We start from the raw sequence: 24,448 nt of genomic DNA, 5'->3' as shown, positions 1-24,448 counted from the left end.
GCGCAACAGCCGAGCGAATCACTGCGCAAATGCGTTGGCAAGCCTGCTGCTGTTGTCGCTGAACAGCCACTCGATCGCACCGGCAGCCTGGCCGATGCCTGTGACAATGGCAAGCGACAGCACGGCCACGATCAAACCATATTCGATAGCCGTCGCACCCCTCTCGTCTTCTAAAAATCGTTGCAGCAAGATTTTCATGGGCGCCCATCCCTCTTGCCGGAACCTAGCGCCGACCCGTTAAGAAAGGTTAACGTGACAGGCTTAACGCGCGGTGAAACAGCTGCATTCCAATGCATGTCGCGCAAAAGTGTGCAGCGGTTTTGCGATAACGACATGCATCGAAACATAAGCGCGTCGCACGAGGCCGGTCGAACGCGACGCGCTTCAGATATCTGTTGAGGACGTCAGCAGTCACCGCTGCTTCTGCCATCGGCCCGAATGACGCAAACCGAACTGGGCAGCGGCTGCAGCACGCTCTTGCGCAGCGTATAGCTGTCGCGCTGGCCGATCGAGCCGGTGCTCATTGTATCAAGCCCATCGCGGGCAAACTGCGATCGGGTCCGGCTGTCGAGGTAGGGTGTCGCGATCAAGGCCAGAGCCACCGCGGCCGAGCCGAACAAAAGGGCGATGCGCAATATTCCCATGCCAGCATTGGCGGCGCCAGGAAGGCGATCGGGCCAAGGCAAGTCCCAGTCCTTGTCGAAGCTCATGCAAATCGCTCCCCAGCGGTGGAATCGGCGTAACCGCTTTGCGTCAATTTTTCACGGCCAGATAAATCTTTCATTAACGCTGCTGATATCGCTTCGCGGAGCTGCCCGGTTTACGGGAGATCGGCCGTTACAGCAGATCGATGAGGAACTGGATCAGCGGGGCATCGGCCGGCGGCATTGGAAAATCGCGCATCTGGCGCGGCCGCACCCATTTCAGCACCTGCCGTTCCTTCGGCTGGGCAATGCCGCGGAAGCGACGGCAGACGAACAGCGGCATCAGCAGGTGAAAATCATCGTAGGAATGGCTGGCAAAGGTGAGTGGTGCCAGGCAAGGGATATCGGTCTCGATGCCGATCTCCTCATACAGTTCGCGGATCAGGCATTGTTCCGGCGTTTCGCCGGGCTCGACCTTGCCGCCCGGAAACTCCCATAGGCCGGCGAGTTGCTTGCCTTCGGGCCGCTGCGCCAAAAGCACGCGCCCGTCGGCATCGACTAGCGCGCAGGCCGCAACCAGGAGCAGGCGCTTGCCGACCGTGTCTGAGCCGCTCATGCGCCTTGTGGCCGGCGATAGTGATAGCGATAGACTTCGTCGAATCCGAGCAAACGGTAAAGCGTCAGCGCCGGCGCGTTGTCCGCCTCGACTTGCAGCCAGGCTTCCCGCGCCCCGCGCAGTCGCGCCCATTTCAGCGCCGATCGGATGAGGTGGCGGCCATGGCCCTGGTTGCGCACCGATCTATCGGTGGCGATCTCGAACAGCCCGGCAAGGTCGCCGTCATGCACGCAGATCAACGTTGCCAGCGGCTCGCTGCCGTTCTCCAGCGCAAACAGCCCGGCCTCCGGCTGGATGGCGCCAATGATCTCCGACAGGCCGGGCCGTAGCGACACGTCCGAGCCGCTCACCTTGAGCGCTGCGCCGATGAAACGGCTGATGTCCTTTAACGGAATCTGGTCCATGGCGTCGTCGAGCATGGCGTCCGCCAGCGGCAGCCGCATGACCAGCGACTCCGCGAATGTGCTCCAGCCCTCGCCGTCGAGGTACTTTGAGAGATCCGGCCCAGACAGCGGCGAGACGCGAAAGGTCAGCGGCCTGCCATAGGCGTCGAAGCGACGGCTGGCGCGGCCGATGCGCTCGGCAATGTGCTGGATGTCGCCCGGATCGAGCGGATTGACCGAATTCAGCCGCTTGGCCGGATGGCCGGCCGTCAGCCGCACGACCCAGGTGCCGTCATAATGGACGGCGGCCGCCGGCCAGGCGCGAAAGCCAGCCGCCTCGTAGCGGCGCACGATCGCCAACACGCTTGCCGGATGTCTGGAAGCCAATGTCATCAGCTCCGATAATCGCCATTGATGGCGACATATTCCTTGGTGAGATCGCAGGTCCACACCGTCGCCTTGCCGCGGCCGATGCCGATATCGGCGCGGATGCGGATCTCGTCGCGCTTCATATACGCCGAAGTCGCCGCTTCGGAATAGGCGGCGTCGCGCTCGCCCTGATATGCCAGGCGGTTGTCGCCGAACCAGATCGACAGAAGGTCGCGGTCGGCCGGTTCGCCGGCCTTGCCGACGGCCATGACGACACGGCCCCAATTGGCGTCCTCGCCGGCGACTGCCGTCTTGACCAGCGGCGAATTGGCGATCGACAGCGCGATGCGCTTGGCCGAGCGGGCCGATTTGGCCCCGGTGACGGTGACCTCGACCTGCTTGCGGGCGCCCTCGCCGTCGCGCACCACCTGTAGCGCCAGCGACTTCAACACCTTGCCGAGGGCACGGCGGAACGCGCCGAGGCGCGCATCCTTGGGGTCGGAAATCGCCGGCGCGCCACGCCTGGCGGCAGCAGCTGTGGCGAACATCAGCAGCGTGTCGCTGGTCGAAGTGTCGCTGTCGACGGTGACCGCGTTGAAGGTCTTGGCCGTGCCGCGCGACAAGAGATCCTGCAGCGCCGGTGCTGCGATCGGCGCATCGGTGGCGATGAAGGAAAGCATCGTCGCCATGTCGGGCGCGATCATCCCCGCGCCCTTGGCGATGCCGTTGATGGTGACGTCGGCATTGCCGAGCTTGACCGTCGCGGTCGCCAGTTTGGGATAGGTGTCGGTGGTCATGATTGCCTTGGCGGCTTCGGTCCATAATTCCGGCTTGCCGTCCTTGATCAGCCCGGCCAGCAGGTGGCTGAACTTACCAGTATCGAGCGGTTCACCGATGACGCCGGTCGAGGCCAGGAACACCTCGCCTGGCGTGCAGCCGGCCGCCTTCGCCGCCGCCTCGCCCGTGAGTGCGGTCGAAGCGCGGCCCTTCTGGCCGGTAAAGGCATTGGCATTGCCGGAATTGACGACCAGAACGCGCGCCTTGCCCGCCGTGAGGTTTTGCCGGCAGAAGTCGACCGGCGCCGAGGGGCATTTCGACCTGGTGAACACCCCGGCGACGGTGGTGCCGGCGTCGAACACCATGGCCAGCAGATCGGTACGGTTCTTGTATTTTATGCCGGCCTCGGCGGTGGCGATGCGCACGCCCTCGATGGTCGGCATCTTGGCATATTTCTTCGGCGCGAGCGGCGAAACCTGTGCGGACATGGAAGACCCCGGGCGGGAAAATCGCGAAAGGAACGCCGGTTTGCCCGATAGCGCGCGTCGGCGCAAGCCGTTTTCACAGCCGTTACGGGTGCCGGACGCCTGACACTGCCTCATGCCGCAAGCAGGGCTGTTGCAAATTTGTTGGCATCGCTGCGGCCGATAGCGCTATGATCCTGCCCCATGGGCAGGCTTGTGGTCTTGGCACTGGCGTTTCTGGGCTTTCTGCTGCTGCGCGCGGATGCGCAGACGGCGCGGCGCGTGGCGCTTGTGGTCGGCAACGGCAGCTACGCCAAAGCCGGCACGCTGGCCAATCCCGTCAACGATGCGCTCGACATTGCCGACAAGCTGCGCGCCATCGGTTTCGAAGTGATCGAAGGCAACGATCTCGGCAAGCGCGAGCTCGAACGCAAGATCGGCGAATTCTCCGATGCGCTGCAGGGCGCCGGTGCCGGGCTGTTCTACTATGCCGGCCACGGCCTGCAGGTCGACGGGCGCAACTTCATCGTGCCGGTCGACGCCAGGCTGGACATGCCGGTCAAGCTCCAGCTCGAGGCCGTGCCGATCGACGAGGTCCTCGACATCATGGAGCAGCAGACCAAGGTCAGCCTGGTCTTCCTCGATGCCTGCCGCAACAACCCGTTTGCGCGAAGTCTCAGCCGCAGCGCCACGACGCGCTCGGCGACGGCTCTCGCCGGCCTCGCCCAGTTCCAGTCGACACGCGGTTCATTCATTGCCTTCTCGACGGCGCCCGGCGCTGTGGCAATGGACGGGACGGGGCGCAACTCGCCCTTTGCGGCGGCACTTTTGCGGCATATGGCGGAGCCCGGACAGAGCATCAACGACATGATGATCGCGGTGCGCCGCGATGTCGTTTCCGCAACGCGCGAGGCGCAGCGTCCCTGGAGCAGGGATCGCTGCTCGAGCGTTTCGAATTTGTGCCGGGCGGAGACAGTGCCCAGCAACCGAAACCGGCCGTCACCCCGGCGCCCGCGTCTGAGGTCGCAGCGCTCGAACGCTCCGTCGGCGACAAGGGCGCCATCGAGCAGTTTCTGCGCCACGACTATCTGGCGCCTGATGCCAAGGCGATGCGCGAGACCGTCAAGCGGCTTTACGGTGCGTCGGCCACCATCTACGGCACGCGCTACGACAGCGAGGCCATCGTCAAGGTCAAGACTGACTGGTTCGCGCAATGGGCGTCGTGGTCGTTCGGTCTTGAGCCCGGCAGCCTTGAGGTGACGCCGCACGGCAAGGACCGCGCCGATGCGGTTTTCGCCATGACCTACGATTATGTGCCGAAGGACCACTCGGCGCAGCGGCTGACCGGCAAGGCACGGGTCATGCTGGAACTCGTGCTGGCCGACGGCGAGTGGCGCGTTGCGTCGGAAACGTCGCAGGCGCTGGAATGAACATCACCGGACCGCTGGGTTAATGAACCCGCGAAACGCCCGCTGCACGCCCGGAATCAGTCCCCAGATCATGATCGAGACCATCAGCGGCGCGATGACCAGTGTACGCTGCCAGATTTGCCACTCCTTGGTCAGCGGAAAAACCATGTACAAAATGGCAGTGATCAGCGGGTAGACGCCGAGCAGCACCAGCAGGGCGAAGCGCAAGCGCGAAAAACGCGTGGCGACAGTCGAGGTCATTGCTGTTCTCCTTATCGTTACGGAACGTTCCGTTACATATGAAACGGATCGTTTCGTTTCGTCAAGGGGCTGTGTATGATGGCTGCTGAGATCATCGGCAAGGAAGACGAGATGGGCGAAACCACCGATCCCGGGCGCAAATCAGCCGGCGCACGGCGCAGCCCCGAAAGCGCCGATGCCATTCTCGATGCCGCCGAAGCGGTACTGGTCGAAGCCGGCTATTCCGGCTTCTCCATCGAGGCGGTGGCGCGGCGGGCGCGCGCCGGAAAACCGACGATCTATCGCTGGTGGCCAAGCAAGGCCGCTCTGCTGCTCGACGTCTACCAGCGGCAAAAGCGTGTCGACAATCCCGACACCGGGAACCTTGAGCAGGACCTCGTCGGCTTCCTGAAGAGCTTGTTTGCGCACTGGCGCGACACATCGTCGGGCAGCGTGTTCAGATCGCTGATTGCCGAGGCGCAGTCGGACGAAAAAGCGGCCGCCGCCCTTGCCGAATACGCAAGAGGGCGGCGCGTCCACACCGGCCAGATGGTCGAACGCGCCAAGGCAAGGGGAGAGGTGGCAGCCGACGTCGATGCCACTGTCGTCGCCGACCTGATCGGCTCGTACGCCTGGACGCATCTTCTGACGAACCGCCTCGACGAGGACGAAGCGACGCTGCACAGGGCGGTCGGCTATGTCTTGAAAGGCATCGTCGCTGACGATGCCGGCGATGCCACGGCGGTCCGGCGGCGGCGTCGACGCATCATCGTTCGCCCTACCAAATAGAAGCGACAGGGCGGCAGCGCGCCCTGTCGTAGCTCAATCTGGCCTATTTCGCGCTTTCCAGTGCGTCGACCGTCTTCTTCAGGTTGGCATCGGGGATGTCGACCTTGGCGTTGGCGCGCAGCGACTTGACCAGCGCGAAATACTTGTCGCGGATGACCGCCTGGCGGGCCTGGTCCTTGACCTCGTCGAAGGCCGGCGGCTGCTTGGTGCGCTTGTCCTCGACCTTGATGACGTGCCAGCCGAACTGCGACTGTACCGGCTGCTCGGTGTATTTGCCGACCGCCAGCGCAAACGCCGCCTTGTCGAATTCCGGCACCATCTGGCCAGGCCCGAACCAGCCGAGATCGCCGCCGCTGGTCTTGCCGCTCGGATCGCTGGTGTGCTCGTTGGCAAGCTTCTGGAAATCGGCACCGCCGTCGAGCTGCTTGATGATGGCGTCTGCCTCTTCCTTCGTCTTCACGAGGATGTGACGGGCGTGCACCTCGTTGGTGGGCGGCGTGTTGGCGATTTCCTGGTCGTAGCGGGCGCGGACCTCGGCATCGGTAACTTTGTTGACGACGCCCTTCTCGACCATTTCGCCATGTAGCGCGCGCTGCTGCAGGAATGCCATGCGGCGCTGGAAGTCGGGATCCTTGTCGAGGCCGGTGGTCACCGCCTGAGCCGCCATCACGCGGATTTCGATCGCCGCCGACAGCGCCGCGGCGCGGCGCTGCTCGGGCGGAAGCTGCGCGAACTGCTGCGACAGCTCGCCCTCGGCAAGCCCAAGGTCTGCCTCGGTCAGCGTCTGGCCGTTGATGGTGGCGACCACGGCGTTCGGATCGACCGGCTTGGCCGCCGGGGCGGGTGCCGCCGGCTGGGCAGGGGCGGCTTCCTGCGCCATCAACGGCGACAGCGAGAGGGCCGACAGCCCGAATGCCAGACCAAGGCTGGCGAGCGACGCGCGGCGGAACAATACAGACATTACGATTATCTCCAAAGCGGGGTAGCTAGAGCGGAATGGCTTCCAGACCAGCAGGATTGTGGCGGAATTTGGCGCGGTCGACAGGGCGAGCGCGGCGTTGACATCGAATGAGCCCCCTCTTATCTGTCCAACGACTTTGCGTCCAGAACCGTTTTCCGGGCGCTTTTTGCGTTTGTCCGCGTTCACACGGATTTGATGGGGGCCGGCCGGCGCCCGTCGCAATGACTTGGAATGCTATCGAAAGGGCCATTGGATGGTCAGTCTCGGCGGTCTCGCCCGTAAGGTTTTCGGCTCCTCCAACGATCGTCGGGTCAAATCGACCCGGCCGCGCGTCGAGGCGATCAATGCCATGGAAAACGAGATGCGGGCGCTTTCCGACGCCGAGCTTCAGGCCCGCACGGACAAATTCCGCCAGGACTTCGCCAACGGCGCCAGCCTCGACGACCTCCTGGTGCCGGCCTTCGCCACCGTGCGCGAGGCCGCCCGCCGCGTGCTTGGCATGCGCCCATTCGACGTGCAGCTGATCGGCGGCATGGTGCTGCACAATGGCGGCATCGCCGAGATGCGCACCGGCGAAGGCAAGACGCTGGTGGCGACGCTGCCGGTCTACCTTAACGCGCTCGCCGGCAATGGCGTCCATGTCGTCACCGTCAACGATTACCTGGCCACGCGCGACTCCGAATGGATGGGCCGCGTCTACAAATTCCTCGGCCTCAAGGTCGGCGTCATCGTCCACGGCCTGTCCGACGAGGAGCGCCGCGTCGCCTACGCCGCCGACGTCACCTACGCCACAAACAACGAGCTCGGCTTCGACTATCTGCGCGACAACATGAAATACGAGCGCGCCCAGATGGTGCAGCGCGGTCACAGCTACGCCATCGTCGACGAAGTCGATTCCATCCTGGTCGACGAAGCCCGCACGCCGCTGATCATTTCCGGTCCGCTCGAGGACCGTTCGGAAATGTACAACACCATCGACACCTTCATCATCCAGCTGCAGCCGCAGGACTACGAGATCGACGAGAAGCAGAAGACCTCGATCTTCACCGAAGAAGGCACCGAGAAGCTGGAGAACATGCTGCGCGATGCCGGCCTGCTCAAGGGCGAGTCGCTCTACGACGTCGAGAATGTCGCCATCGTCCATCACGTCAACAACGCGCTGAAGGCGCACCGGCTGTTCCAGAGGGACAAGGACTATATTGTCCGCAACGGCGAGATCGTCATCATCGACGAGTTCACCGGCCGCATGATGCCCGGCCGCCGCTATTCGGAAGGCCTGCACCAGGCGCTCGAGGCCAAGGAGCATGTGGCGATCCAGCCGGAGAACCAGACGCTCGCCTCGGTCACCTTTCAGAACTATTTCCGCCTCTACAAGAAGCTGGCCGGCATGACCGGCACGGCGCTGACCGAGGCCGAGGAATTCGCCAACATCTACAATCTCGACGTCACCGAGATCCCGACCAACCTGCCGGTCATCCGCATTGACGAGGACGACGAGGTCTACCGGACGGTAGAGGAGAAATACAAGGCGATCGTCAAGGAGATCAAGGAAGCCCGCGCCAAGGGCCAGCCGACGCTGGTCGGCACGACTTCCATCGAGAAGTCGGAGCAACTGGCTGAACGCCTGCGCAAGGAAGGTTTCAAGGATTTCGAGGTGCTGAACGCCCGCCACCACGAGCGCGAGGCGGCGATCGTCGCCCAGGCGGGCAAACCGGGCGCCATCACCATCGCCACCAACATGGCCGGCCGCGGCACCGACATCCAGCTCGGCGGCAATGCCGACATGCGCATTGCCGAGGAGCTTGGCGACATGCCGGCCGGCCCCGAGCGCGAGGCCAGGGAAAAGGACATCCGCGACGACATCGCCCGGCTGAAGGAAAAGGCACTCGCCGCCGGCGGTCTTTATGTGCTCGCCACCGAACGCCATGAATCGCGCCGCATCGACAACCAGTTGCGCGGCCGCTCGGGCCGCCAGGGCGATCCCGGCCGCTCGAAATTCTTCCTGTCGCTGCAGGACGACCTGATGCGCATCTTCGGCTCCGAGCGCATGGACGGCATGCTGCAGAAACTCGGCCTCAGGGAAGACGAGGCAATCATCCATCCGTGGATCAACAAGGCGCTGGAAAAGGCGCAGAAGAAGGTCGAGGCGCGCAACTTCGACATCCGCAAGAACCTGTTGAAATATGACGACGTCTCGAACGACCAGCGCAAGGTGGTGTTCGAGCAGCGCATCGAGCTGATGGACGGCGAAGGCTTGTCCGAGACCATCACCGAGATGCGCGAAGGCGTCATCGAGGAGATCGTCGCCAAGAACATTCCCGAAAACGCCTATGCCGAGCAGTGGAACGTCGCCGGGCTCAAGGCCGAGATCGCCGAATTCCTCAATCTCGATCTGCCGGTCGAGGACTGGGTCAAAGAAGAAGGCATTGCCGAGGACGACATCCGCGAGCGCGTCAGCCAGGCTGCCGAAGCCGCCGCCAAGGAGCGCGCCGAGCGCTTCGGCCCCGACGTGATGACCTATGTCGAGCGCTCCGTGGTGCTGCAGACGCTCGACCATCTGTGGCGCGAGCACATCGTCAATCTCGACCATCTGCGCTCGGTCGTCGGCTTCCGCGGCTATGCCCAGCGCGATCCGCTGCAGGAGTACAAGGGCGAGGCGTTCGAGCTGTTCCAGGCGATGCTGGGCAATCTGCGCCAGGCCGTCACCGCGCAATTGATGCGCGTCGAGCTGGTCCGCCAGGCGGCGGACGCGCCGCCGCCCGAGGCCCCTGACATGTTCGGCAGCCATATCGACGGCAGCACCGGCGAAGACGATTTCGACGGCGGCGAGACGGCCGTGCTGGTCCGCCAGGAAAGCAACGCCATCGTCGCCCCCGAAGACCGCGACCCGAAGAACCCGGCAACCTGGGGCAAGGTCGGCCGCAACGAGGCCTGCCCGTGCGGGTCGGGCAAGAAGTACAAGCACTGTCATGGGGCGTTTGCGTAAGGCTGCGCTTTCCTTCTCCCCGTGATGGGGAGAAGGTGCCCTAAGGCGGGGCGGCACGGACGTCTGCGACTAGCCAATCTCCCCACCTGAGGGGGAGATGGCCGGCAGGCCAGAGGGGGGCGGTGTCCCGCCGACACCAAAATACGCATTTCGAATTTTCTGTATCTCGACCGGCGGTGGTGTTTGAGTTTGAAATCTAATAGCCGGGTGACGCACGCGCTGATGTCCGCGCTTCATGAAGATCGGAACCTGCTAAAGTGGGTAAAGACACTACTTTGATTCAATAACCCCGTTCGAGGTCGATCTTGTTGGACAGAGGCTCTCCTCTGGCGACTTGACCGCAGAGATCGGCGGCCTGGTCGATTCCAGAATCCACCCAGAAGCTCGCGACATGAGGTGTGACGGTCACCTTGGGATGAGTCCACAACGGCGATGAAGCCTCCAGCGGTTCACGCTCAAACACGTCAAGACAAGCACCAGAAAGCTGACCTTCGTCGAGAGCGCGGATCAGGTCGGCTTCGTTGACATGCGCGCCCCTGCCGACATTCACAAGGTAGGCACCTCGCTTCATTTTTCCAAAGGCACTCAAGTTCAGTATCCCACGAGTCTCACCAGTCAGGGGAAGTGAACAGATAACGTAGTCCCGACTTGTGAGTGCGCCCGCAAGCTGGGCACGGCCAAAGTAACTGTGTATGCCAGGAAGCGTCTTTTGATGACGAGACCAGACTGCTGTGTCGTAGCCAAAGTCCGCAAACAGCTTTGCGGCCCAGCCACCGATCCGGCCCGCACCAAGCACAACTATTCTTGTCTCGGAGATCTTCCGCGGCGCGATCGGATTCCACAACTTGCGGGCTTGTAGACTCATGTAATCCGCAACATGCCGTTGCTGGCAGAGAACGCGAAGGACGATGTACTGCACCACTTCCGAAGCCTGCTCACGCGTTGCGAGCCTGATGAGCGGAACACTCTTGGGAAAGCTCTGAAGATCAATACCCTCGACACCGGCTCCCAAATAGACGACGGCGCTTAGCCCCGTCATGGCATCAAAAAAGCCAGGACTGGCGCCCTTGTCGATCAGCACAATGTCTATGTCACTTTTGTTCCCGGCGTCTGGCCAAAGCCTGAACTCCAGCTGCGGCACACGGGTTTTCAGCTCAGCAGCCCACACTTGTGCATCAATGTAGTCAGGATACTCATTGACCATCAGAACGGTAATGGGCTCGCCTAACACTTCGCCCCTCCCAGATTCAGGTAATCAGGCATCCACCGGATACCGTTCTGTTGAGACTGAGGTTTGCGCAAACTGGCACCAGTTGCAAGATCAGACCCCGGCAAAAATGGCGTTGGTGATCCGCCAAAGCCGTGATGTCTGCCCGCTGCCGGCCGAGGATGTCGATTTCGCTTTCTTCAAGGCATAGTTCTCCCCTTGTTTTGCTGAAACGCATGACAACCGGGCCGGTCACGCCGGTGATGGATGGGGCGATGGCCGGAGTTCCGCGATCAGCCGCAGGATGTCGGTGAAGAGTTGCCTCGGGATAGCGACCTCCGCATCTGGAAGGCGACATAACGCCCATGGCTGATAACCTCGGCAACGATCTTGATGAGCTTCTTTGTGAGCTGGTAAGTGGTGCCAGAACATCCTTCCTGGCCTTTAGGTCCGGTTGGCATTCTTAGTTCTCCGCATGGCTAAAGACGACAGCGCCGTTGTCCTTACGAACTTCAACGGACACGATTCCATCGTCACCCTTTCGGGTTTGGAACATGGAGGTTGCATGATCTTTCGCGGTCTTCTCGTCGTCGAAGATCACCTTGTCGACGATGCCCTGCCTTCCATACCAAATGACAGTGTAGACCATTGTTGCTGCCATGCGTTCCGCTAAGCATATAGGCGTTTTCGCATATGGGGCAAACGAGATAGGCGTTTCCGCGTATTTCAAACTGAGACACTAAAGAGCAGGGTGAAGGGTTGCGCGAATGATGAATATGAAGCAGCGCGCCGCCCCTCATCCGCCTGCCGGCACCTTCTCCCCGTGAACGGGGCGAAGGAACACCCACCCAACCGTTTCTTAATGTGTTTTCGCTACACGCATAGCCAGAAAAGAAGCGGAAAACGGAGTGTGATCGGGGTGCGCTTTTCCGCGGCGACGACAGCCGGGCGGTTCCTGCCGCAGCGCTTTGCGCTGCGCATAAGGCCGCTGCTTGGCCTGATCGATGCCGTGCTGTTCAGCGCCGGCGAGCGCGGCGAAGCCGGCCGCATGTCGCTGATCGCCTTTTCGGTCCGCATCGTCAGCGCCGTCATCGCCTTCGTCAGCCAGGTCTTGATGGCGCGCTGGATGGGCTCGTTCGAATACGGCATTTTCGTCCTCGTCTGGGTAACGATGGTCATCGTCGGCAACCTCGCCTGCCTTGGCTTCCACACCTCGGTCATCCGCTTCATTCCCGAATATCGCGAGCGCGGCATGCTGGCCGAATTGCGCGGCATCGTGCAGGCCAGCCGGCTGTTCGTGCTGGTTGCCTCGACGGTGATCGCCGGTCTCGGCGCGCTCGGCGTCTGGCTGCTGTCGTCCTATATCGAAAACTATTACGTCATGCCGTTCATCCTCGGCATCATCTGCCTGCCGATGATCGCCATGTCCGACCTTCTGCAAGGGCTGGCGCGGGCCAATTCCTGGGCGCTGTTTGCGCTGTCGCCGACATTTCTGGTGCGGCCGCTGCTGATTCTGGCGTTCATGGCGCTGATGCTGCTGGCGGGCTACGCGCCCGATGCCAAAACGGCGATCTTTGCCGCAATCGCCGCCACCTACGCCACCACGCTCGGCCAGCTCATCGGCGTCACCTCGCGGATGGACAGACGGATCCCGGCCGGGCCGATGAAGCTGCATTTCGGCCAATGGTTCATCGTCTCGCTGCCGATCTTCCTGGTCGAGAGCTTCTTCTTCCTGCTCACCAATGCCGACGTGCTGATGGTCGGCGCCTATCTCGAACCCAACGACGTCGCCGTCTATTTCGCCACCGTCAAGACGCTGGCGCTGGTGCATTTCGTCTATTTCGCTGTCAAGGCCGGCGTTGCCCAGCGCTATGCGCAGTTCACCCATGGCGAGCCGCACAAGCTCGCCGCCTTCGCCCGCGAAACCGTGTCGTGGACGTTCTGGCCGTCGCTGGCGATGGCGCTGCTGGTGCTGGCCCTGGGCGAGCCGATGCTGACCTTGTTCGGCCCGGAATTTGCCGCCGGCTATCCGCTGCTGTTCCTTTTGGTGTTCGGCGTCGTCGCCCGGGCCGCCGTCGGCCCTTGCGAAAGCCTGCTCACCATGAGCGGCAACCAGAACATCTGCGCCGCCGTCTACGCCATGACGCTGGCCTTCAACATCGCGCTCAGCGTCGTGCTGATCCCGCTCTTCGGTCTGTGGGGCGCAGCGATGGCCACCGTCTTCGCCATGATCTTCGAGGCCGGCGCGCTGTCCTTCACGGTCTGGCGCAAGCTCGGCATCGCCATGGTCATTTTCGTGCCCGCCAAAGGAGCCGCCTGATGGCTGCCGTCCCCTTGCTCGAGGAAACCAGCGGCGGCCCGGCCGGCGCCATGGTGTCCGGCCTTGCCGGGCTTGCGCGCGAAGCCGATCCCGCCCATGTCGAGATCCTCGCCAACAACCGGCCCGAGCGCAAGCTTGCCATCTATCCGGCCTCCGCCGGCTTCGACCTGGTCGAGGAGCTCGACTATCTCTGCACCCGCACGATCGAGCCGAACGTCTTCTTCAATCCGCGCTTCCTGGCTCCGGCCATGCCGAGGCTCGAGGACCGCGAGGTGCGGCTGGCGGTCATCCGCGACGGCGACCAGTATCGCAACCGGCTGCGCCTGCTGGTGCCGTTCTCGGTCGAGCGGCCGATGGTGCCGCTCGGGATTCCCGTCATGCGCACCTGGTCGAGCCCGTTCGGCCCGATCGGCACGCCGCTGGTCGATCGCGACGATCCGATCGGCGTCATCGAGGATTTCTTCTCGATGCTGTCCAGGCCGCATCTCAAGCTGCCGAAGGTCTTCGTGCTGCCCGACATAAGGCTGGATGGTCCGGTGGCGAGCCTGCTCGCCAGCGTCGCCGAGACGCGCGGCCTGACGCTGGTCACCACCGGCAAGGCCGACCGCCCGGTGCTCGAAAGCGAGCTCGACGGCGAGGCGTATCTGAAGGCTTCGCTGCGCGCCCACCATTATCGCGAGTTTCGCCGCCTGAAGCGCCGCCTCGCCGACCTCGGCCGGCTGGAGCATGTCGTGGCGCGCGGGCCCGACGAGATCCGCCACGCCATCGAAAATTTCCTGACATTGGAGGCCGCCGGCTGGAAAGGCCGCGAGCGCACCGCCATGGCCATCGACCGCTACCGCGCCGCCTTCGCCCGCGAGGCGGTGCACCGGCTGGCCGAGCAGGATCTTTGCCGCATCCATTCGCTGACGCTCGACGGCCGCACCATCGCCTGCCTGGTCGTCTTCGTCGAGGCCGGCGTCGCCTATACCTGGAAGACCGCCTATGACGAGACGCTCGCCGCCTATTCGCCGGGCACGCTGCTGATGATCGAGGTGACCAGGCAGCATCTCGACGACCCCAACATCATGATGACCGATTCCTGCGCGGTGCCCGACCACCCCGTGATGAGCCGGCTGTGGAGCGAACGCAAGCCGATGGGCACGCTGGTGATCGGGCTGACGCCGGACGCCGACCGCCCCGCCCGCCAGGCGGCCTCGCAGCTTCACCTCTACCGCGAGACCCGCAACATGGCGCGCCTGCTGCGCAACCGGATGAGAAGCCTGCTGCGGCGACGGTAGCGCATCGGGTCCAAAGGGGGACCCGGCCCAGCCGACCGTCTCCGCACCATCGACCTGCTCCGGCCTAGGTCGTCAGGGTTAATTCTCCCGATCAGCGGAAAGGATTAGCATCGACGCAGTCCCAACAGGGATGAGGCGATCAATTACGGCCGCGCGTCCAGCATCACTGCCGCCTCGGTCCTGCACGGCCAGAAGAAAAATCTGGGAGGAATGCATGACGAAAACAACTCACCTCAGGCGTCTCGGTATCCTCACATTGGCAGGTCTCGTCGGCGCGTGTCTGAACGCCGCCGCTCCTCGGGCCGCCGAACCCGACAAGGCCGAGATCGATGCCCTGCGTAAATCGCTGTCCAGGTATGAAGACTACAAGGTTGCCATTCGCGAGCTTTATCTGTCGACGGTTGGATGCGTCTTCTACAGCGGCGAAAAGGTAGAGGGAGCGATGGACTACCCGAAGGGCGCGATGGGCATCCATTTCGTCAACGTCACGACTGTCGGCCCGACCGCGGATCCGACGCGCCCCAATGTGCTGATCTATGAGCCGGTCGGCGGCGAATTGCGCCTGGTCGGTGTGGAATGGCTCGTGCCCTTGACGCCGGACACCAAGGAGCCGCCGAAGCTCTTCGGCCAGACATTCATGGGGCCTATGGAGGGGCATTATCCGCTCATCCCGAAGGAGTTCCACCACTACGACCTTCACGCCTGGCTGTTCAAGGAGAACCCGCTCGGAATGTTCAGCCCGACGAACCCGGACGTGAAATGCGACAATTATGCGTTTCCGATGCCGGAGCAGCCGACCAAGATGGTGCCGGGGCCGATGTGATAGCGGCTCGGGCTGCGATCCGCAGCTTGCCAGGAAGGGCTGCCGGATCTCAGACGTTATCCCAGAGGACGCTCCTGGGATAACGCCCAAGTAACCTCTCGAGGTTTCCCGGAAGAAAATGGTGCCCTCAGCCCGGATCGAACCGGCGACGCATCGGCAGCCTAGGGCAATTTCGCCATAGCGCATTCGCTGCGGGGCCGTTGGGCTCGCAGCGCGGTCGCCTATGACTTGGCGGGCATGGCTTGGACGAAAGCCGCCATCTGGCGTTCGAGCGCCTTGAACGCGCTGCCGCGCCAACTCTCGGCCATTGATGCCGATTTTGGATCGGGGAAAATTTCCTCCTCCCCTCGCGCCATGCCGTCCAGGATACCTTTCGCGACGCTCTCCGCGGAGCTCTTCGGTATGTCGGCGTCTCTGCTCATGTCGGTGTCTATGGGACCAGACAGGACCGCATGAACGCTCACGCCACGAGCGCCGGCGAGAGCACGTAGCGATTGCGTCATGGAGAACGCGGCGGCCTTCGACAGCGAGTAGGACGGAATAATCGGGAAGGGAACGAGGGCCGCTTCCGACAGGATGTTGACCACGGCGCCGCGCGAACGCGTGAGCAGCGGCAGCAATGCGTGGGTTACGCCGTGCACGCCGAGCAGGTTGACGGCGAGGTGTCGCTCGAGCGCAGCACGATCGCCGAGGTCGTCGTAGAGCCCGATGCCAGCATTGTTGATGAGGATATCGAGGGACCCGATCCGCTCGACAGCCGCCCCAATCTGCGCCGTATCGGTCACGTCCAGGATCAGCGGCGTGATACGCTGATCCGCGTGGGCGAGCGGTTTGCGCGCGCCAGCATAGACGCGCTTGGCACCCCGCCTCAAGATTTCCTCGACCAGCGCCTTGCCGAGGCCGCGGTTGGCCCCGGTTACCAGAACGGCCTTGTCTGTGACTTCCATCGATTTTGGCACGGCGATCTCTCCTCCTACTTGCATGAATGCAAGCCATTCGTTCTTGCATCATGCAAGTAGGTTATAATTTTCTGTTCCATGCTTGGATGCCGTCCCCCATTGCATTGCTCCAGGGCAGCCGGCACCGGCACCGTCGCCGGGCGAACCCTTGCAATCAGGACCCGACTTCCAATGTCGTGTAGGAGATCGGCGAAGGCCGCTCCAGGAAGGCGCCGGTTATGGCCGAAACGAAATTCTTCGCGTCCGCCGAGCCCAGAAAAGCGTCGCGCTCCTGCTTCGATGCCCAGCGCTCGACGCAGATGGTAACGTTCGGCTCTGCCTCCGAGCGAAAGACGCTGTAGTCGATGCATCCGCTTTGCTTGCGGGCCGCGCCGGCTACGTCCCGCAGGGCATCCCGCACCTTGCTCTCGATGCCGGGCTTCGCCGCTGCCGTCGTCATGACGATCATCTCGGCGCCATCGCTCGCTGTCTTGCGCTCGAGGCCGATGTTCTCGTTTTGCGGCACGACCGTTGGATTGGCGTTCTCTTCGCCCTTGTTGGGCTGCCCCTTGCCCGTCGAAATCAGGTCGCGAAGACTCGCGACATAGAAGCGCCAGGAGTCATGGCAGACGTCGTAGCATTCTTCACTCGGCTTCAGCCCGACATGGGTGAAGCGCAGCTCGGTACCCTTGTCGGTCGGCGCGATCTCGAAGACCACGTCCGTGCCGGTCCACTCGGTCGCATCCTTGACGAAGTTGAAGTAGTTCTGGACGACGTGCCAGACGACCTTCTTGCCGGGCACAAGCTCCGTAACCTTGAAGGTACCGCGGTGGATATCCTTGAAGTGATAGTAGAATATCGCACCGAGCTTGTTGGTATCGCCGTCGATGTCTTCGGACCACCAGGCGCGCGGATTGACAACCGCCGCAAAAACCTCTTCCGGGCTTTGCTCAACGACAAATGACGTCGTGTAATCTTCATCCTTTTTCATGACATATCTCCTGTCTGGATCCGACGGTTGATGGGCATCCAAGTCTCGGGCGATGAAGTGAGCGACGCTCTCTCGAGCTCCATCGCTTGCATCATGCAAGCACAATGCATACTTGCATGATGCAAGTCAACAGGGTATGTTCACGCCATGCTTGGTCGTCTTTATGAAAAACAGAACTGCTCGGCCTCACGCGCCCTGGAGCTGGTCGGCGAGCGCTGGAGCCTGTTGATCCTGCGCGACGCGATGTTCGGCGGCTACACGCGCTTTTCGCAATTCCAGAAGAGCCTGGGGATTGCCACCAACATCCTGGCCAAGCGCCTCGAGGATTTCGTCGAGGCCGGCCTGATGGACCGTCGTCCGGGTGCCGCCGGCGAGCAGGCCGAATACGTCCTGACCCGAAAGGGGCTGGAATTCAAAACGGTCATCATCGCGCTGACCGAGTGGGGCGACAAATGGGTGCGGCCCGGACCCATCTTCTACTGCGACCAATCCGACGGCAGGCCCGTCGAGGTGCAATTGCGCCGCGCCGACAATGGCAAGCGGGCCGATTTCGCCGACGTCGTGGCGGCCCTCCGCTAGGCACGGCGGCGGGTCCGGCCCGCAGCACGATCCAAGACGAAGCTGTTTCGAATTGTGCCATAAATGTTACCGCATAGCTCACCTCTCCAGGTTGCATCTGTGGCTCGGGTCTGGTGGATAGTCCGCGGGAGGAAACATGTCCGTCGGACAGCGATCGACTTTGCGGCAGCGTCTTTTTGCGTTTCTCGTCGCCGGCCTTGGTGGCCTCGCGGCGGCCGCCGCGTCATTCGCAATGACGGTGTATGAAGCATCCAACTCGCGGCCAACTCCAACGGTCGCAGCCGGCGAGCCCATCGACACCGGGCGCTGGGTTATTACGTTTCGCGGTGCCCGAACCGGCAGGGTTCCGCCGACGGGAACCGAGCCGTCCCAGCCGAAGACCTTTTTGATGGTCGAATTCGACCTCGACAACCGCTCGGCAGCGACCAGCAACGCCTTCGCGTCCATGTTTGACATCGACCCGCCGATCACGGACGTGCAGGCGCCGGCCTTCTATCTTGCACGCGACAAATGGATCGCAAGCGGCGTCCATCCCGGCATACCGGAACACATGATCGCCGCCTGGGAGTGGCCGAAGGCGCAGCCGCTGCCGCAGGATCTGCGTCTCGTGGTGGGCAGCCAGATCTACAAGCGGCGTGACAATCTCTACGGCGGCTCGGGCTGGTTCGATCGCGATCCGGTCGCGATCGTGGCATTGCCGGTAAAGACCGAAATGGTCGTCGGGCCGGGGCAATGAGAACAGGTCTCAAGGAAACCGGCGCGATCATCTTCGCGGCGGCGATCCTCTACGCAATGCAGCGGACTACCCCGCTCTACAGCAACATCACCTCGCCCGTCTCGATTGCTGGCGAGCAGGGTAAGCGCACCGACGCACGCGCCTTCGCGCTGGCCGTCGGCGACGTGCATCTCGCGCGTACCGTAAGGATCGAGCGCTTTGGCCAGACCCGGACCTACACCACTTCCGGGGTCTGGGTCCTGGTCGAGGCCGCCGCCGAAGCAAAACGCGAGAGCCTGACCCTGACCTCCGCCGAATGGCTCGGCCCGAGCGGGTTGCGCTATTCTCTCAGCCAGCGCATTTCCACCATGCCGGCAATGCTGCCGGCAGAGCGGCTGGAGCCGGGACTGCCAAAGCCCGTGCTCATGGCTTTCGAAGTCCCGGAAAACGAACTTGCGGGCGGAACCGTGCTGGTCGCGCCATCGGCATTCACACCGCTGGGTGAAGAGGTCCGGGTGGCAATCACCGAACTTGCGGTGGGCGACATCCCTGGCGCCGTGACGATCCGCCGGAGCGATGGCCCGATGCCTTGGACGCTGGAGACCGAGTGATGGCGGAGGCCATTTCCCGTGCCGAGAGACGCCGCTACTGGCTGAGCCTTGCTGGGCTGGGCTTCGCCCTGCCGGCTGCAGTGCTGGTGCATTCCTGGGAAAGCCTGGAGGCATGGCGATCCGGTAGCGACCGCGACCCGATCGCGGTCGACAGGGGTGAGTCGCAGCGCTACGCCGGGGCCGAATGGCGGCTGACAACGCTGTCGCGCCTGCCCGGCGGCTCGGCAGATGAAGCCGTCGTGCTGGCCGAATTCGAGGCGAGGATCGAGGATCTTGGTCTCCTTGCAGAAAGCCCCTGCGCCGTTGTGCTCACAGACGCCGAAGGCCGCCGCTGGCTGCCTGCCTTCCTGACCCGGCCCGTCGTGCGCAAGATGCAGCCCGAGGCAGCCGACAAGCCCCGCTGCGGCGGGCTGGCCTTCCAGGGCGCCGGCACGCGCGGCACGGCGCGCATGGCCGAGACTTTCGTCATTCCGGCGACGGCAAGCGGCCTTGCGCTGTCGGTCACGCTGGCGAACGCCAGGCCGCGCCATCTGCTCTTCAGGTAGCGACCCTCAGCGGCTGCCGTTGCGCCGCCACCGCAAATTCAAGCACCGCCGCCAGCAGCGCGATCCTCAAGGCGTCGAGCACTATGCCGCCGTCAAGATCGCTCGGACTGCCGATGAACACGCTGGCGAAGCTGAAGACGACCTGCCATCTATCGAGGTCTGGCGCGCCGAGCGTCCGCGTCGCGCCAAACCACAGCCAGGCGCAAAGCCAGCCGATCAGCCGGTAGGCGACGACGAAGGTGAGCAGCGTCGCGAGTCCTGCGCCGAGCGTGAGCTTGAGACAGGCCCAAATCGGCGCATAGCGCGAGCGGTAGCCGCCGAGGAAATGCGTGATGAAGTCGCTCAACCATTTGCGCCAGGTGGACCCGCGCGACGGCGGCGGCGCGGCCGCTGCCGAAGCGGCCGTCAGCTCGTAGCCGTTGATGATCGCCGCCATGACCAGCCAGACCATTGGCAGAAGCGCATAGAAGAACAGGCTTTGCGCCTGTTCCAGGATGCCGGGCTGCCTGAACTCGGCCGGCGTGAAGCCTTCGGCAGCGTGAGCGGCGATCGACAGGACAAGCGATCCTGCGCCCATGCTGAGTTCGCTGCGCAACGCACTAGCCCCGATCCAGGTGATGAACTCGTCCTTCCAGATATCGAGCGCATAGAGCCCGATAAAAATCCAGCTTGCATCCGCCGCCACGACGAGCAGCCGCCAGTAAGGCCTGCGCGCGCCTTTGTTCATGCGCTTCGCGAACCAGCGGACCAACCAGCAGCCGACAATCGACGCAATGAGGCCGCTGGAGCGCAGCAGGCCGAATATGTCGGCGCTTTCTCCCAGCGGAATGCGTTCGAGCGCCAGCCGCGAATATTCTCGCACACTGTCGCCGAGGAATCCCCATGCGGCGTAATAGGCGAAGAAGGGCAAGATGGCGGCCGCGGTCACCGCCAGCAAGTGGTCGGCGGGCTGGGATGTTTTCTCCTGTTTCGCACCGCTTGCCGACATTTGGCGAAGCGAGGCGAGTGCCGGCAGTCCCGGACGCAGGGCGACGAACATCGCCACGATGACCAGAAGCTTCGTCAGCACCACCAGCGAAAGCACAACCATCCCGCCGAGGGGATTGACGAGGCCCACCGTGACTGCCGCGTTGAGCAGGAGGTCGCGCGCTACATAGCCGATGGCGCCGAGAAGCAGCAGTTGCGGCCAGAAGCGGGCAATAAGACCCACGGTAAGGGAAAGAGGCCTGACAATATCGTCGGTCGTTGTCATGCCATGTGCATAGCCGAGCAAGACCGGCGCCTCAATCCACGGAATGTCCGGTTCGGCTATACCAGCTGACCGCGGAGTTGGCGGCGCATCCCTCGTGATGGCGGGGACCGCAGCACGCCCGATTGCGGTGGTGAGGAACGCCCAATTGCGCTTGGGTCTAGTCCGCGCACCGTTCAGCGGAAGCTTGGGCAGCTTGCGGCAACAGGCAAGACGCAACCATTCGATGCCGTCGAGGGCGTCGTGGACGATCCCACCGACGCCCTTGGGTTTAATAAGAAGTGGCGTGGGAATTTAAGAAATGGTGCCCCTAGCCGGGATCGAACCAGCACTCCTTGCGGAACTCGATTTTGAGTCGAGCGCGTCTACCAATTCCGCCATAGGGGCTCAGGCCGGGCGGCCTGGATGGGCGCGGACTATACGGTTGGAGGCCTGTTCGTCAACTGGCCAATTCCCGAGACCCTATCTAGCCCAAGCCCAGGCTTTCGATTTCGTCGATCGGAGGCTTCGGTCCATAGTGGGCATCTCAGCCCGTTTGAACCCTTCTACCTCAACAGCGGCCACAGAATGCCGATGAATGCTGACACCCCATCCATGAGCCAATGCGCCGTCGCCAGCGGCAGGATGCGGCGCACGCGCAGGTACACGAGGGTGATGAATGTCGAATGGGCGATAGGCGCCAAGAGCCGGTAGAGCATGAAGTGTGGCGTCAGCGGCATCACGGCGTGCTGAAACGACCAGGAAAACGCTACGACGGCAACGGCAAATCCCGTGCTTCCCGACAAGACTTGGAAACGCGGCAGAAGATAGCCGTTATAGGTGGTCTGCTCCGTAATGCCCCAGACCAACGGAAAGATCGGCACCCCGTAAAGCGCAGGCAAGAGCGGCAAAGGTCCGTATATTTGCAGTGCATCAGGGTTGCCGTAGACCAACAGGCTGCTGGCGATGATCCCACCGTAGATGAAAACGAGGCTCGGGAGGATGAGCGCGACGCCCAACAACAGATCGCGCCCCAAGCGTTTGCGATCGAAGCTGATAAAATCGAGCAGCGTGATGCCCTCGCGCCCGTGCAAGCCACCACAGGAGACCAAGGCAGCCCGCGTCGATCAAACTGCCGTATGCCGGCAGCCAAGCCCCTGCGTCGCGCCAGGGCGTTGCCGAACCGTGCGCTGCATAAATGGCCGCAACCAGGCCCTGCGCGGCAACAGCGAACGCCGAGCGCGCGAACAACATCAAGGCGGGGCCGGACCATGTCAGCACGCCGGCAGATCGCCGCTCGAGAATAGCGGCACGGGAGTTCGGGACTGTGGCTTCGCTCATGATCGGCTTCCGAACGCTACCGTGGAAACGAGTTCAGCCAATTCCGGTTTCTGGAGTGAAAGCAGAATGTGTCGAGCCGGCCATGAGCAAAACATCATCACCGAGGGCGGCTCACATCTCCTCGATGGCGTCGGCAATGTAGCCGCCGGTCTGACGCTTCCACAGTCGGGCATAGAGCCCGTCGCGTTCCAACAGCGCCGATGGTTTTCCCTCCTCGACGATGCGGCCTTTGTCGAGGACGACGATCCGGTCCATCCTGGCAATGGTCGACAGGCGATGGGCGATGGCGATCACGGTCTTGCCCTCCATCAGAACCGCGAGCTTGGACTGGACCGCCGCCTCGGCTTCGCTGTCCAGTGCGGACGTCGCCTCATCGAGAACCAGGATTGGCGCATCCTTGAGCAACACCCGGGCGATCGCGACGCGTTGGCGCTGGCCGCCGGAAAGCTTCACGCCGCGATCGCCGACGAAAGCGTCGTAGCCGGTGCGGCCTTCAGCATCTCTGAGATCGGCGATGAAGCCGTCGGCCTCGGCCAGCAGCGCGGCGTGCTCCAACGCCTCCGGCGGGGCATCGGGCCGGCCGTAGCGGATGTTGTCGCCGACGGAGCGATGCAGCAGCGAGACGTCCTGGGTGACGACGCCGATGCTCTCCCGAAGGCTGGCCTGGGTCACGCTGCGGAGATCCTGTCCATCGATCAGGATCGCGCCGCCCTTCAGCTCGAAGAACCTTAGGAGCAGGCTGACAAGGGTCGACTTGCCGGCCCCGGAGAGGCCGACGAGCCCGACCTTCTCGCCTGCGCGCACGGTGAGCGACAGGTCTTCGATCACCCTTTGGCCCTCGCGGTATTCGAACTGGATGTTCTTGAACTCGACTTCGCCGGCCGTGACGTCGAGCGGGTTGGCGTTCGGCGCGTCTTTTATAGTCGGCGGCGTCGTCACGACCGGCATTGCGTCGCGGATCGTGCCCACCGCCTGGAAAATCTGCTGGCCCATCTGCAGGAAGGCACGGGAGTTGGCATTGAGCCGCTGAACGATGGCGATCGATGCGGCGAACTGGCCAATCGTGACAAAGCCGGCGACAAATCCCCAGAGCCCTATGGCAACGTTGGTGAGAAAGAGCGCAACATTGAGCAGGACGACGCCCATGTCGGTCGTCAGATAGATGCGCCTTTCGCGCTGCTGGGTCTCGATGGCGTTTTCCATGACGGTGCGCATTGCGCCCGCCTCGCTGTCTTCCGCCGCAAACAGCTTGACCATCTGGATGTTGCTGTAGAGGTCGGTCATGGCGCCGACAACAAGGCTGCGCCCCCGCGCCGAGCGGCGCGAGCGTTCGGAATATTGGGGCACCGCCACCACCGCAATGGCGATGTTGGCGGCGATCCAGACGAACACCGGAAGCGCCAGCGGCCAGGATAACGCGCCAAGCAGAACGAGCGAACCGACGAGCTGCACCAGAAACAGCGGTATTCTGTAAAAGGCCACGACGATCTGCTGCTGCACGGCGGATGCGACTTGCGAAATGCGCGACGCAACCTGACCTGCGAAGAGATCGTGGAAGAAGGCAAGGTCCTGGCGTTCCACCGCCTTGTGGCCCTGCCATTGCATCGCCGCCGGCATGCATACGGCCACCGTCTGCGAGTTCAGCGCATTGCCCAGGAAGATGAGCAACGGCAGCACGGGGAAAACCAGCACGCCGAGCACGACCAGCGTCGGCCAGTCCTCGTGCAGGAAAACCGCCGCGCCCTTCGCGCTCACCCCGTCGACGACGAACGAGGCCCCCCAGATCGTCGCAAGGTTGATCCCCTCGATCGCCATCATCAAGACGGTAATGGCCGCAAGAGTGCCGCGGAACATCCTCGCGAAATGCAGGAGCAGCGCAAACGGCCCGCTCGCTGGCAGCGGCCCGGGTGGAATATCCAGCGGACGGATGAGCGTCTCAAAGGGGCGGTAAATGAAATCGGAGAACGTCATGGCGGCGCAAAGGGCGGATGGAAAGACAGGATGTGACAAAAATCGCCGTATTTAAACACGGATCGTGTTCGACGGGAAAACCCACGATTTATTAGATATTGCCTTGACGCACTTCAGGCGGGCAGGTGCTCGATGCCATGGCCTGGTCGTCAACTGGCCAAATCCCGACATCTGGGCTCGCTCAAGCCTCAGCCTTTCGATTTCGTGAAGCAGCTGCCATTGTGCAGCGCGGAAAATCTTTCTAGACAGGCGGCGCATGTC

25 protein-coding genes and 1 tRNA gene are annotated in these 24,448 nt (G+C 63.0%); 11 read left to right on the top strand and 15 right to left on the bottom strand.

Annotation, left to right across the window (positions count from 1 at the left end; translation table 11 throughout):
• Window positions 1-18: 18 nt before the first annotated feature.
• The 5 genes from NKH89_RS22255 to argJ all read right to left on the bottom strand — a co-directional run bounded on the left by NKH89_RS22255 (window position 19) and on the right by argJ (window position 3,277).
• Entirely contained in the window at window positions 19-198 is a 180-nt protein-coding gene (locus NKH89_RS22255; RefSeq protein WP_023721039.1) for a Flp family type IVb pilin, read from the bottom strand.
• Window positions 199-404: 206 nt separating this feature from the next.
• A complete protein-coding gene (locus NKH89_RS22250) occupies window positions 405-710 on the bottom strand; it encodes a hypothetical protein (RefSeq protein WP_023721040.1) in 306 nt (101 codons plus the stop codon).
• A 127-nt stretch (window positions 711-837) separates the two neighbouring features.
• Complete coding sequence (locus NKH89_RS22245) at window positions 838-1,260, bottom strand: (deoxy)nucleoside triphosphate pyrophosphohydrolase (protein WP_352483541.1); 423 nt, start codon at window positions 1,258-1,260, stop codon at window positions 838-840.
• On the bottom strand, window positions 1,257-2,036 hold the full coding sequence (locus NKH89_RS22240) for a GNAT family N-acetyltransferase (RefSeq protein WP_352909948.1): 780 nt from the start codon (window positions 2,034-2,036) through the stop codon (window positions 1,257-1,259). Before NKH89_RS22240 ends, NKH89_RS22245 begins: the two co-directional genes overlap by 4 nt.
• A complete protein-coding gene (gene argJ, locus NKH89_RS22235) occupies window positions 2,036-3,277 on the bottom strand; it encodes a bifunctional glutamate N-acetyltransferase/amino-acid acetyltransferase ArgJ (RefSeq protein ID WP_352483539.1) in 1,242 nt (413 codons plus the stop codon). The genes NKH89_RS22240 and argJ overlap by 1 nt, the downstream gene beginning before the upstream one ends.
• A gap of 180 nt (window positions 3,278-3,457) precedes the next feature.
• Here argJ and NKH89_RS22230 point away from each other — a divergent pair, with 180 nt between their 5' ends.
• Window positions 3,458-4,513, top strand: a complete 1,056-nt coding sequence (locus NKH89_RS22230; protein WP_352909946.1) for a caspase family protein — start codon at window positions 3,458-3,460, stop codon at window positions 4,511-4,513.
• Window positions 4,510-4,683, top strand: coding sequence for a hypothetical protein (locus NKH89_RS22225; RefSeq protein WP_352909944.1), 174 nt, complete (start codon window positions 4,510-4,512; stop codon window positions 4,681-4,683). The genes NKH89_RS22230 and NKH89_RS22225 overlap by 4 nt, the downstream gene beginning before the upstream one ends.
• Window positions 4,684-4,686: 3 nt before the next feature.
• Here the strand turns inward: NKH89_RS22225 and NKH89_RS22220 are convergent, their stop codons facing one another.
• Window positions 4,687-4,923, bottom strand: a complete 237-nt coding sequence (locus NKH89_RS22220; RefSeq protein WP_352483537.1) for a putative antibiotic biosynthesis monooxygenase — start codon at window positions 4,921-4,923, stop codon at window positions 4,687-4,689.
• A gap of 111 nt (window positions 4,924-5,034) precedes the next feature.
• Here NKH89_RS22220 and NKH89_RS22215 point away from each other — a divergent pair, with 111 nt between their 5' ends.
• Complete coding sequence (locus NKH89_RS22215) at window positions 5,035-5,691, top strand: TetR/AcrR family transcriptional regulator (RefSeq protein WP_352789585.1); 657 nt, start codon at window positions 5,035-5,037, stop codon at window positions 5,689-5,691.
• 43 nt (window positions 5,692-5,734) lie between these two features.
• Here the strand turns inward: NKH89_RS22215 and NKH89_RS22210 are convergent, their stop codons facing one another.
• A complete protein-coding gene (locus NKH89_RS22210) occupies window positions 5,735-6,652 on the bottom strand; it encodes a peptidylprolyl isomerase (RefSeq protein WP_023721047.1) in 918 nt (305 codons plus the stop codon).
• A gap of 253 nt (window positions 6,653-6,905) precedes the next feature.
• On the opposite strand from NKH89_RS22210, the gene secA reads away from it, so the two are divergent.
• Entirely contained in the window at window positions 6,906-9,638 is a 2,733-nt protein-coding gene (gene secA / locus NKH89_RS22205; RefSeq protein ID WP_352909941.1) for a preprotein translocase subunit SecA, read from the top strand.
• Between the two features lie 280 nt (window positions 9,639-9,918).
• Here secA and NKH89_RS22200 read toward each other — a convergent pair whose 3' ends face one another.
• Together NKH89_RS22200 and NKH89_RS22195 are read right to left on the bottom strand one after the other, a co-directional pair.
• A complete protein-coding gene (locus NKH89_RS22200) occupies window positions 9,919-10,869 on the bottom strand; it encodes a 2-hydroxyacid dehydrogenase (protein WP_156948167.1) in 951 nt (316 codons plus the stop codon).
• A gap of 439 nt (window positions 10,870-11,308) precedes the next feature.
• Window positions 11,309-11,494, bottom strand: coding sequence for a hypothetical protein (locus NKH89_RS22195; RefSeq protein WP_031194557.1), 186 nt, complete (start codon window positions 11,492-11,494; stop codon window positions 11,309-11,311).
• A 270-nt stretch (window positions 11,495-11,764) separates the two neighbouring features.
• On the opposite strand from NKH89_RS22195, the gene NKH89_RS22190 reads away from it, so the two are divergent.
• From NKH89_RS22190 to NKH89_RS22180, 3 genes are all read left to right on the top strand, one after another.
• The gene (locus NKH89_RS22190) at window positions 11,765-13,165 is read left to right on the top strand and encodes a lipopolysaccharide biosynthesis protein (RefSeq protein WP_352483566.1); all 1,401 of its coding nucleotides are present in this window, start codon (window positions 11,765-11,767) and stop codon (window positions 13,163-13,165) included.
• Complete coding sequence (locus NKH89_RS22185) at window positions 13,165-14,445, top strand: GNAT family N-acetyltransferase (protein ID WP_023721052.1); 1,281 nt, start codon at window positions 13,165-13,167, stop codon at window positions 14,443-14,445. Before NKH89_RS22190 ends, NKH89_RS22185 begins: the two co-directional genes overlap by 1 nt.
• A gap of 214 nt (window positions 14,446-14,659) precedes the next feature.
• On the top strand, window positions 14,660-15,268 hold the full coding sequence (locus tag NKH89_RS22180; protein ID WP_023721053.1) for a hypothetical protein: 609 nt from the start codon (window positions 14,660-14,662) through the stop codon (window positions 15,266-15,268).
• A 221-nt stretch (window positions 15,269-15,489) separates the two neighbouring features.
• Here NKH89_RS22180 and NKH89_RS22175 read toward each other — a convergent pair whose 3' ends face one another.
• Together NKH89_RS22175 and NKH89_RS22170 are read right to left on the bottom strand one after the other, a co-directional pair.
• Window positions 15,490-16,215 (bottom strand): SDR family NAD(P)-dependent oxidoreductase, encoded by a 726-nt coding sequence (locus NKH89_RS22175; protein ID WP_352885096.1) that lies wholly within the window; start codon window positions 16,213-16,215, stop codon window positions 15,490-15,492.
• A 166-nt stretch (window positions 16,216-16,381) separates the two neighbouring features.
• Window positions 16,382-17,197, bottom strand: coding sequence for an antibiotic biosynthesis monooxygenase (locus tag NKH89_RS22170; protein ID WP_352909938.1), 816 nt, complete (start codon window positions 17,195-17,197; stop codon window positions 16,382-16,384).
• Window positions 17,198-17,344: 147 nt separating this feature from the next.
• On the opposite strand from NKH89_RS22170, the gene NKH89_RS22165 reads away from it, so the two are divergent.
• The 4 genes from NKH89_RS22165 to NKH89_RS22150 all read left to right on the top strand — a co-directional run bounded on the left by NKH89_RS22165 (window position 17,345) and on the right by NKH89_RS22150 (window position 19,647).
• Window positions 17,345-17,776, top strand: a complete 432-nt coding sequence (locus tag NKH89_RS22165; RefSeq protein WP_023721056.1) for a winged helix-turn-helix transcriptional regulator — start codon at window positions 17,345-17,347, stop codon at window positions 17,774-17,776.
• A gap of 136 nt (window positions 17,777-17,912) precedes the next feature.
• On the top strand, window positions 17,913-18,512 hold the full coding sequence (locus NKH89_RS22160) for a hypothetical protein (RefSeq protein ID WP_352909935.1): 600 nt from the start codon (window positions 17,913-17,915) through the stop codon (window positions 18,510-18,512).
• A complete protein-coding gene (locus NKH89_RS22155; RefSeq protein WP_023721058.1) occupies window positions 18,509-19,102 on the top strand; it encodes a hypothetical protein in 594 nt (197 codons plus the stop codon). Before NKH89_RS22160 ends, NKH89_RS22155 begins: the two co-directional genes overlap by 4 nt.
• On the top strand, window positions 19,102-19,647 hold the full coding sequence (locus tag NKH89_RS22150) for a hypothetical protein (protein ID WP_352909932.1): 546 nt from the start codon (window positions 19,102-19,104) through the stop codon (window positions 19,645-19,647). The genes NKH89_RS22155 and NKH89_RS22150 overlap by 1 nt, the downstream gene beginning before the upstream one ends.
• Here NKH89_RS22150 and NKH89_RS22145 read toward each other — a convergent pair.
• The 4 genes from NKH89_RS22145 to NKH89_RS22130 all read right to left on the bottom strand — a co-directional run bounded on the left by NKH89_RS22145 (window position 19,640) and on the right by NKH89_RS22130 (window position 24,187).
• On the bottom strand, window positions 19,640-20,899 hold the full coding sequence (locus NKH89_RS22145) for a hypothetical protein (RefSeq protein WP_352909930.1): 1,260 nt from the start codon (window positions 20,897-20,899) through the stop codon (window positions 19,640-19,642). The two genes, NKH89_RS22150 and NKH89_RS22145, sit on opposite strands and share 8 nt — an antisense overlap.
• A 299-nt stretch (window positions 20,900-21,198) precedes the next feature.
• Window positions 21,199-21,283: transfer RNA gene (locus tag NKH89_RS22140), tRNA-Leu, on the bottom strand.
• Between the two features lie 158 nt (window positions 21,284-21,441).
• Window positions 21,442-21,969 (bottom strand): CPBP family glutamic-type intramembrane protease, encoded by a 528-nt coding sequence (locus NKH89_RS22135; RefSeq protein WP_352789507.1) that lies wholly within the window; start codon window positions 21,967-21,969, stop codon window positions 21,442-21,444.
• Between the two features lie 358 nt (window positions 21,970-22,327).
• Window positions 22,328-24,187, bottom strand: a complete 1,860-nt coding sequence (locus NKH89_RS22130; RefSeq protein WP_352483531.1) for an ABC transporter ATP-binding protein — start codon at window positions 24,185-24,187, stop codon at window positions 22,328-22,330.
• Between the last annotated feature and the right edge of the window lie 261 nt (window positions 24,188-24,448).

It is taken from the genome of Mesorhizobium sp. M0923 (assembly GCF_040319365.1).
Classification (GTDB): domain Bacteria; phylum Pseudomonadota; class Alphaproteobacteria; order Rhizobiales; family Rhizobiaceae; genus Mesorhizobium.
The sequence above is the reverse complement of the archived record's forward strand: the minus strand, read 5'-3'. Positions and strand labels throughout refer to the sequence as shown.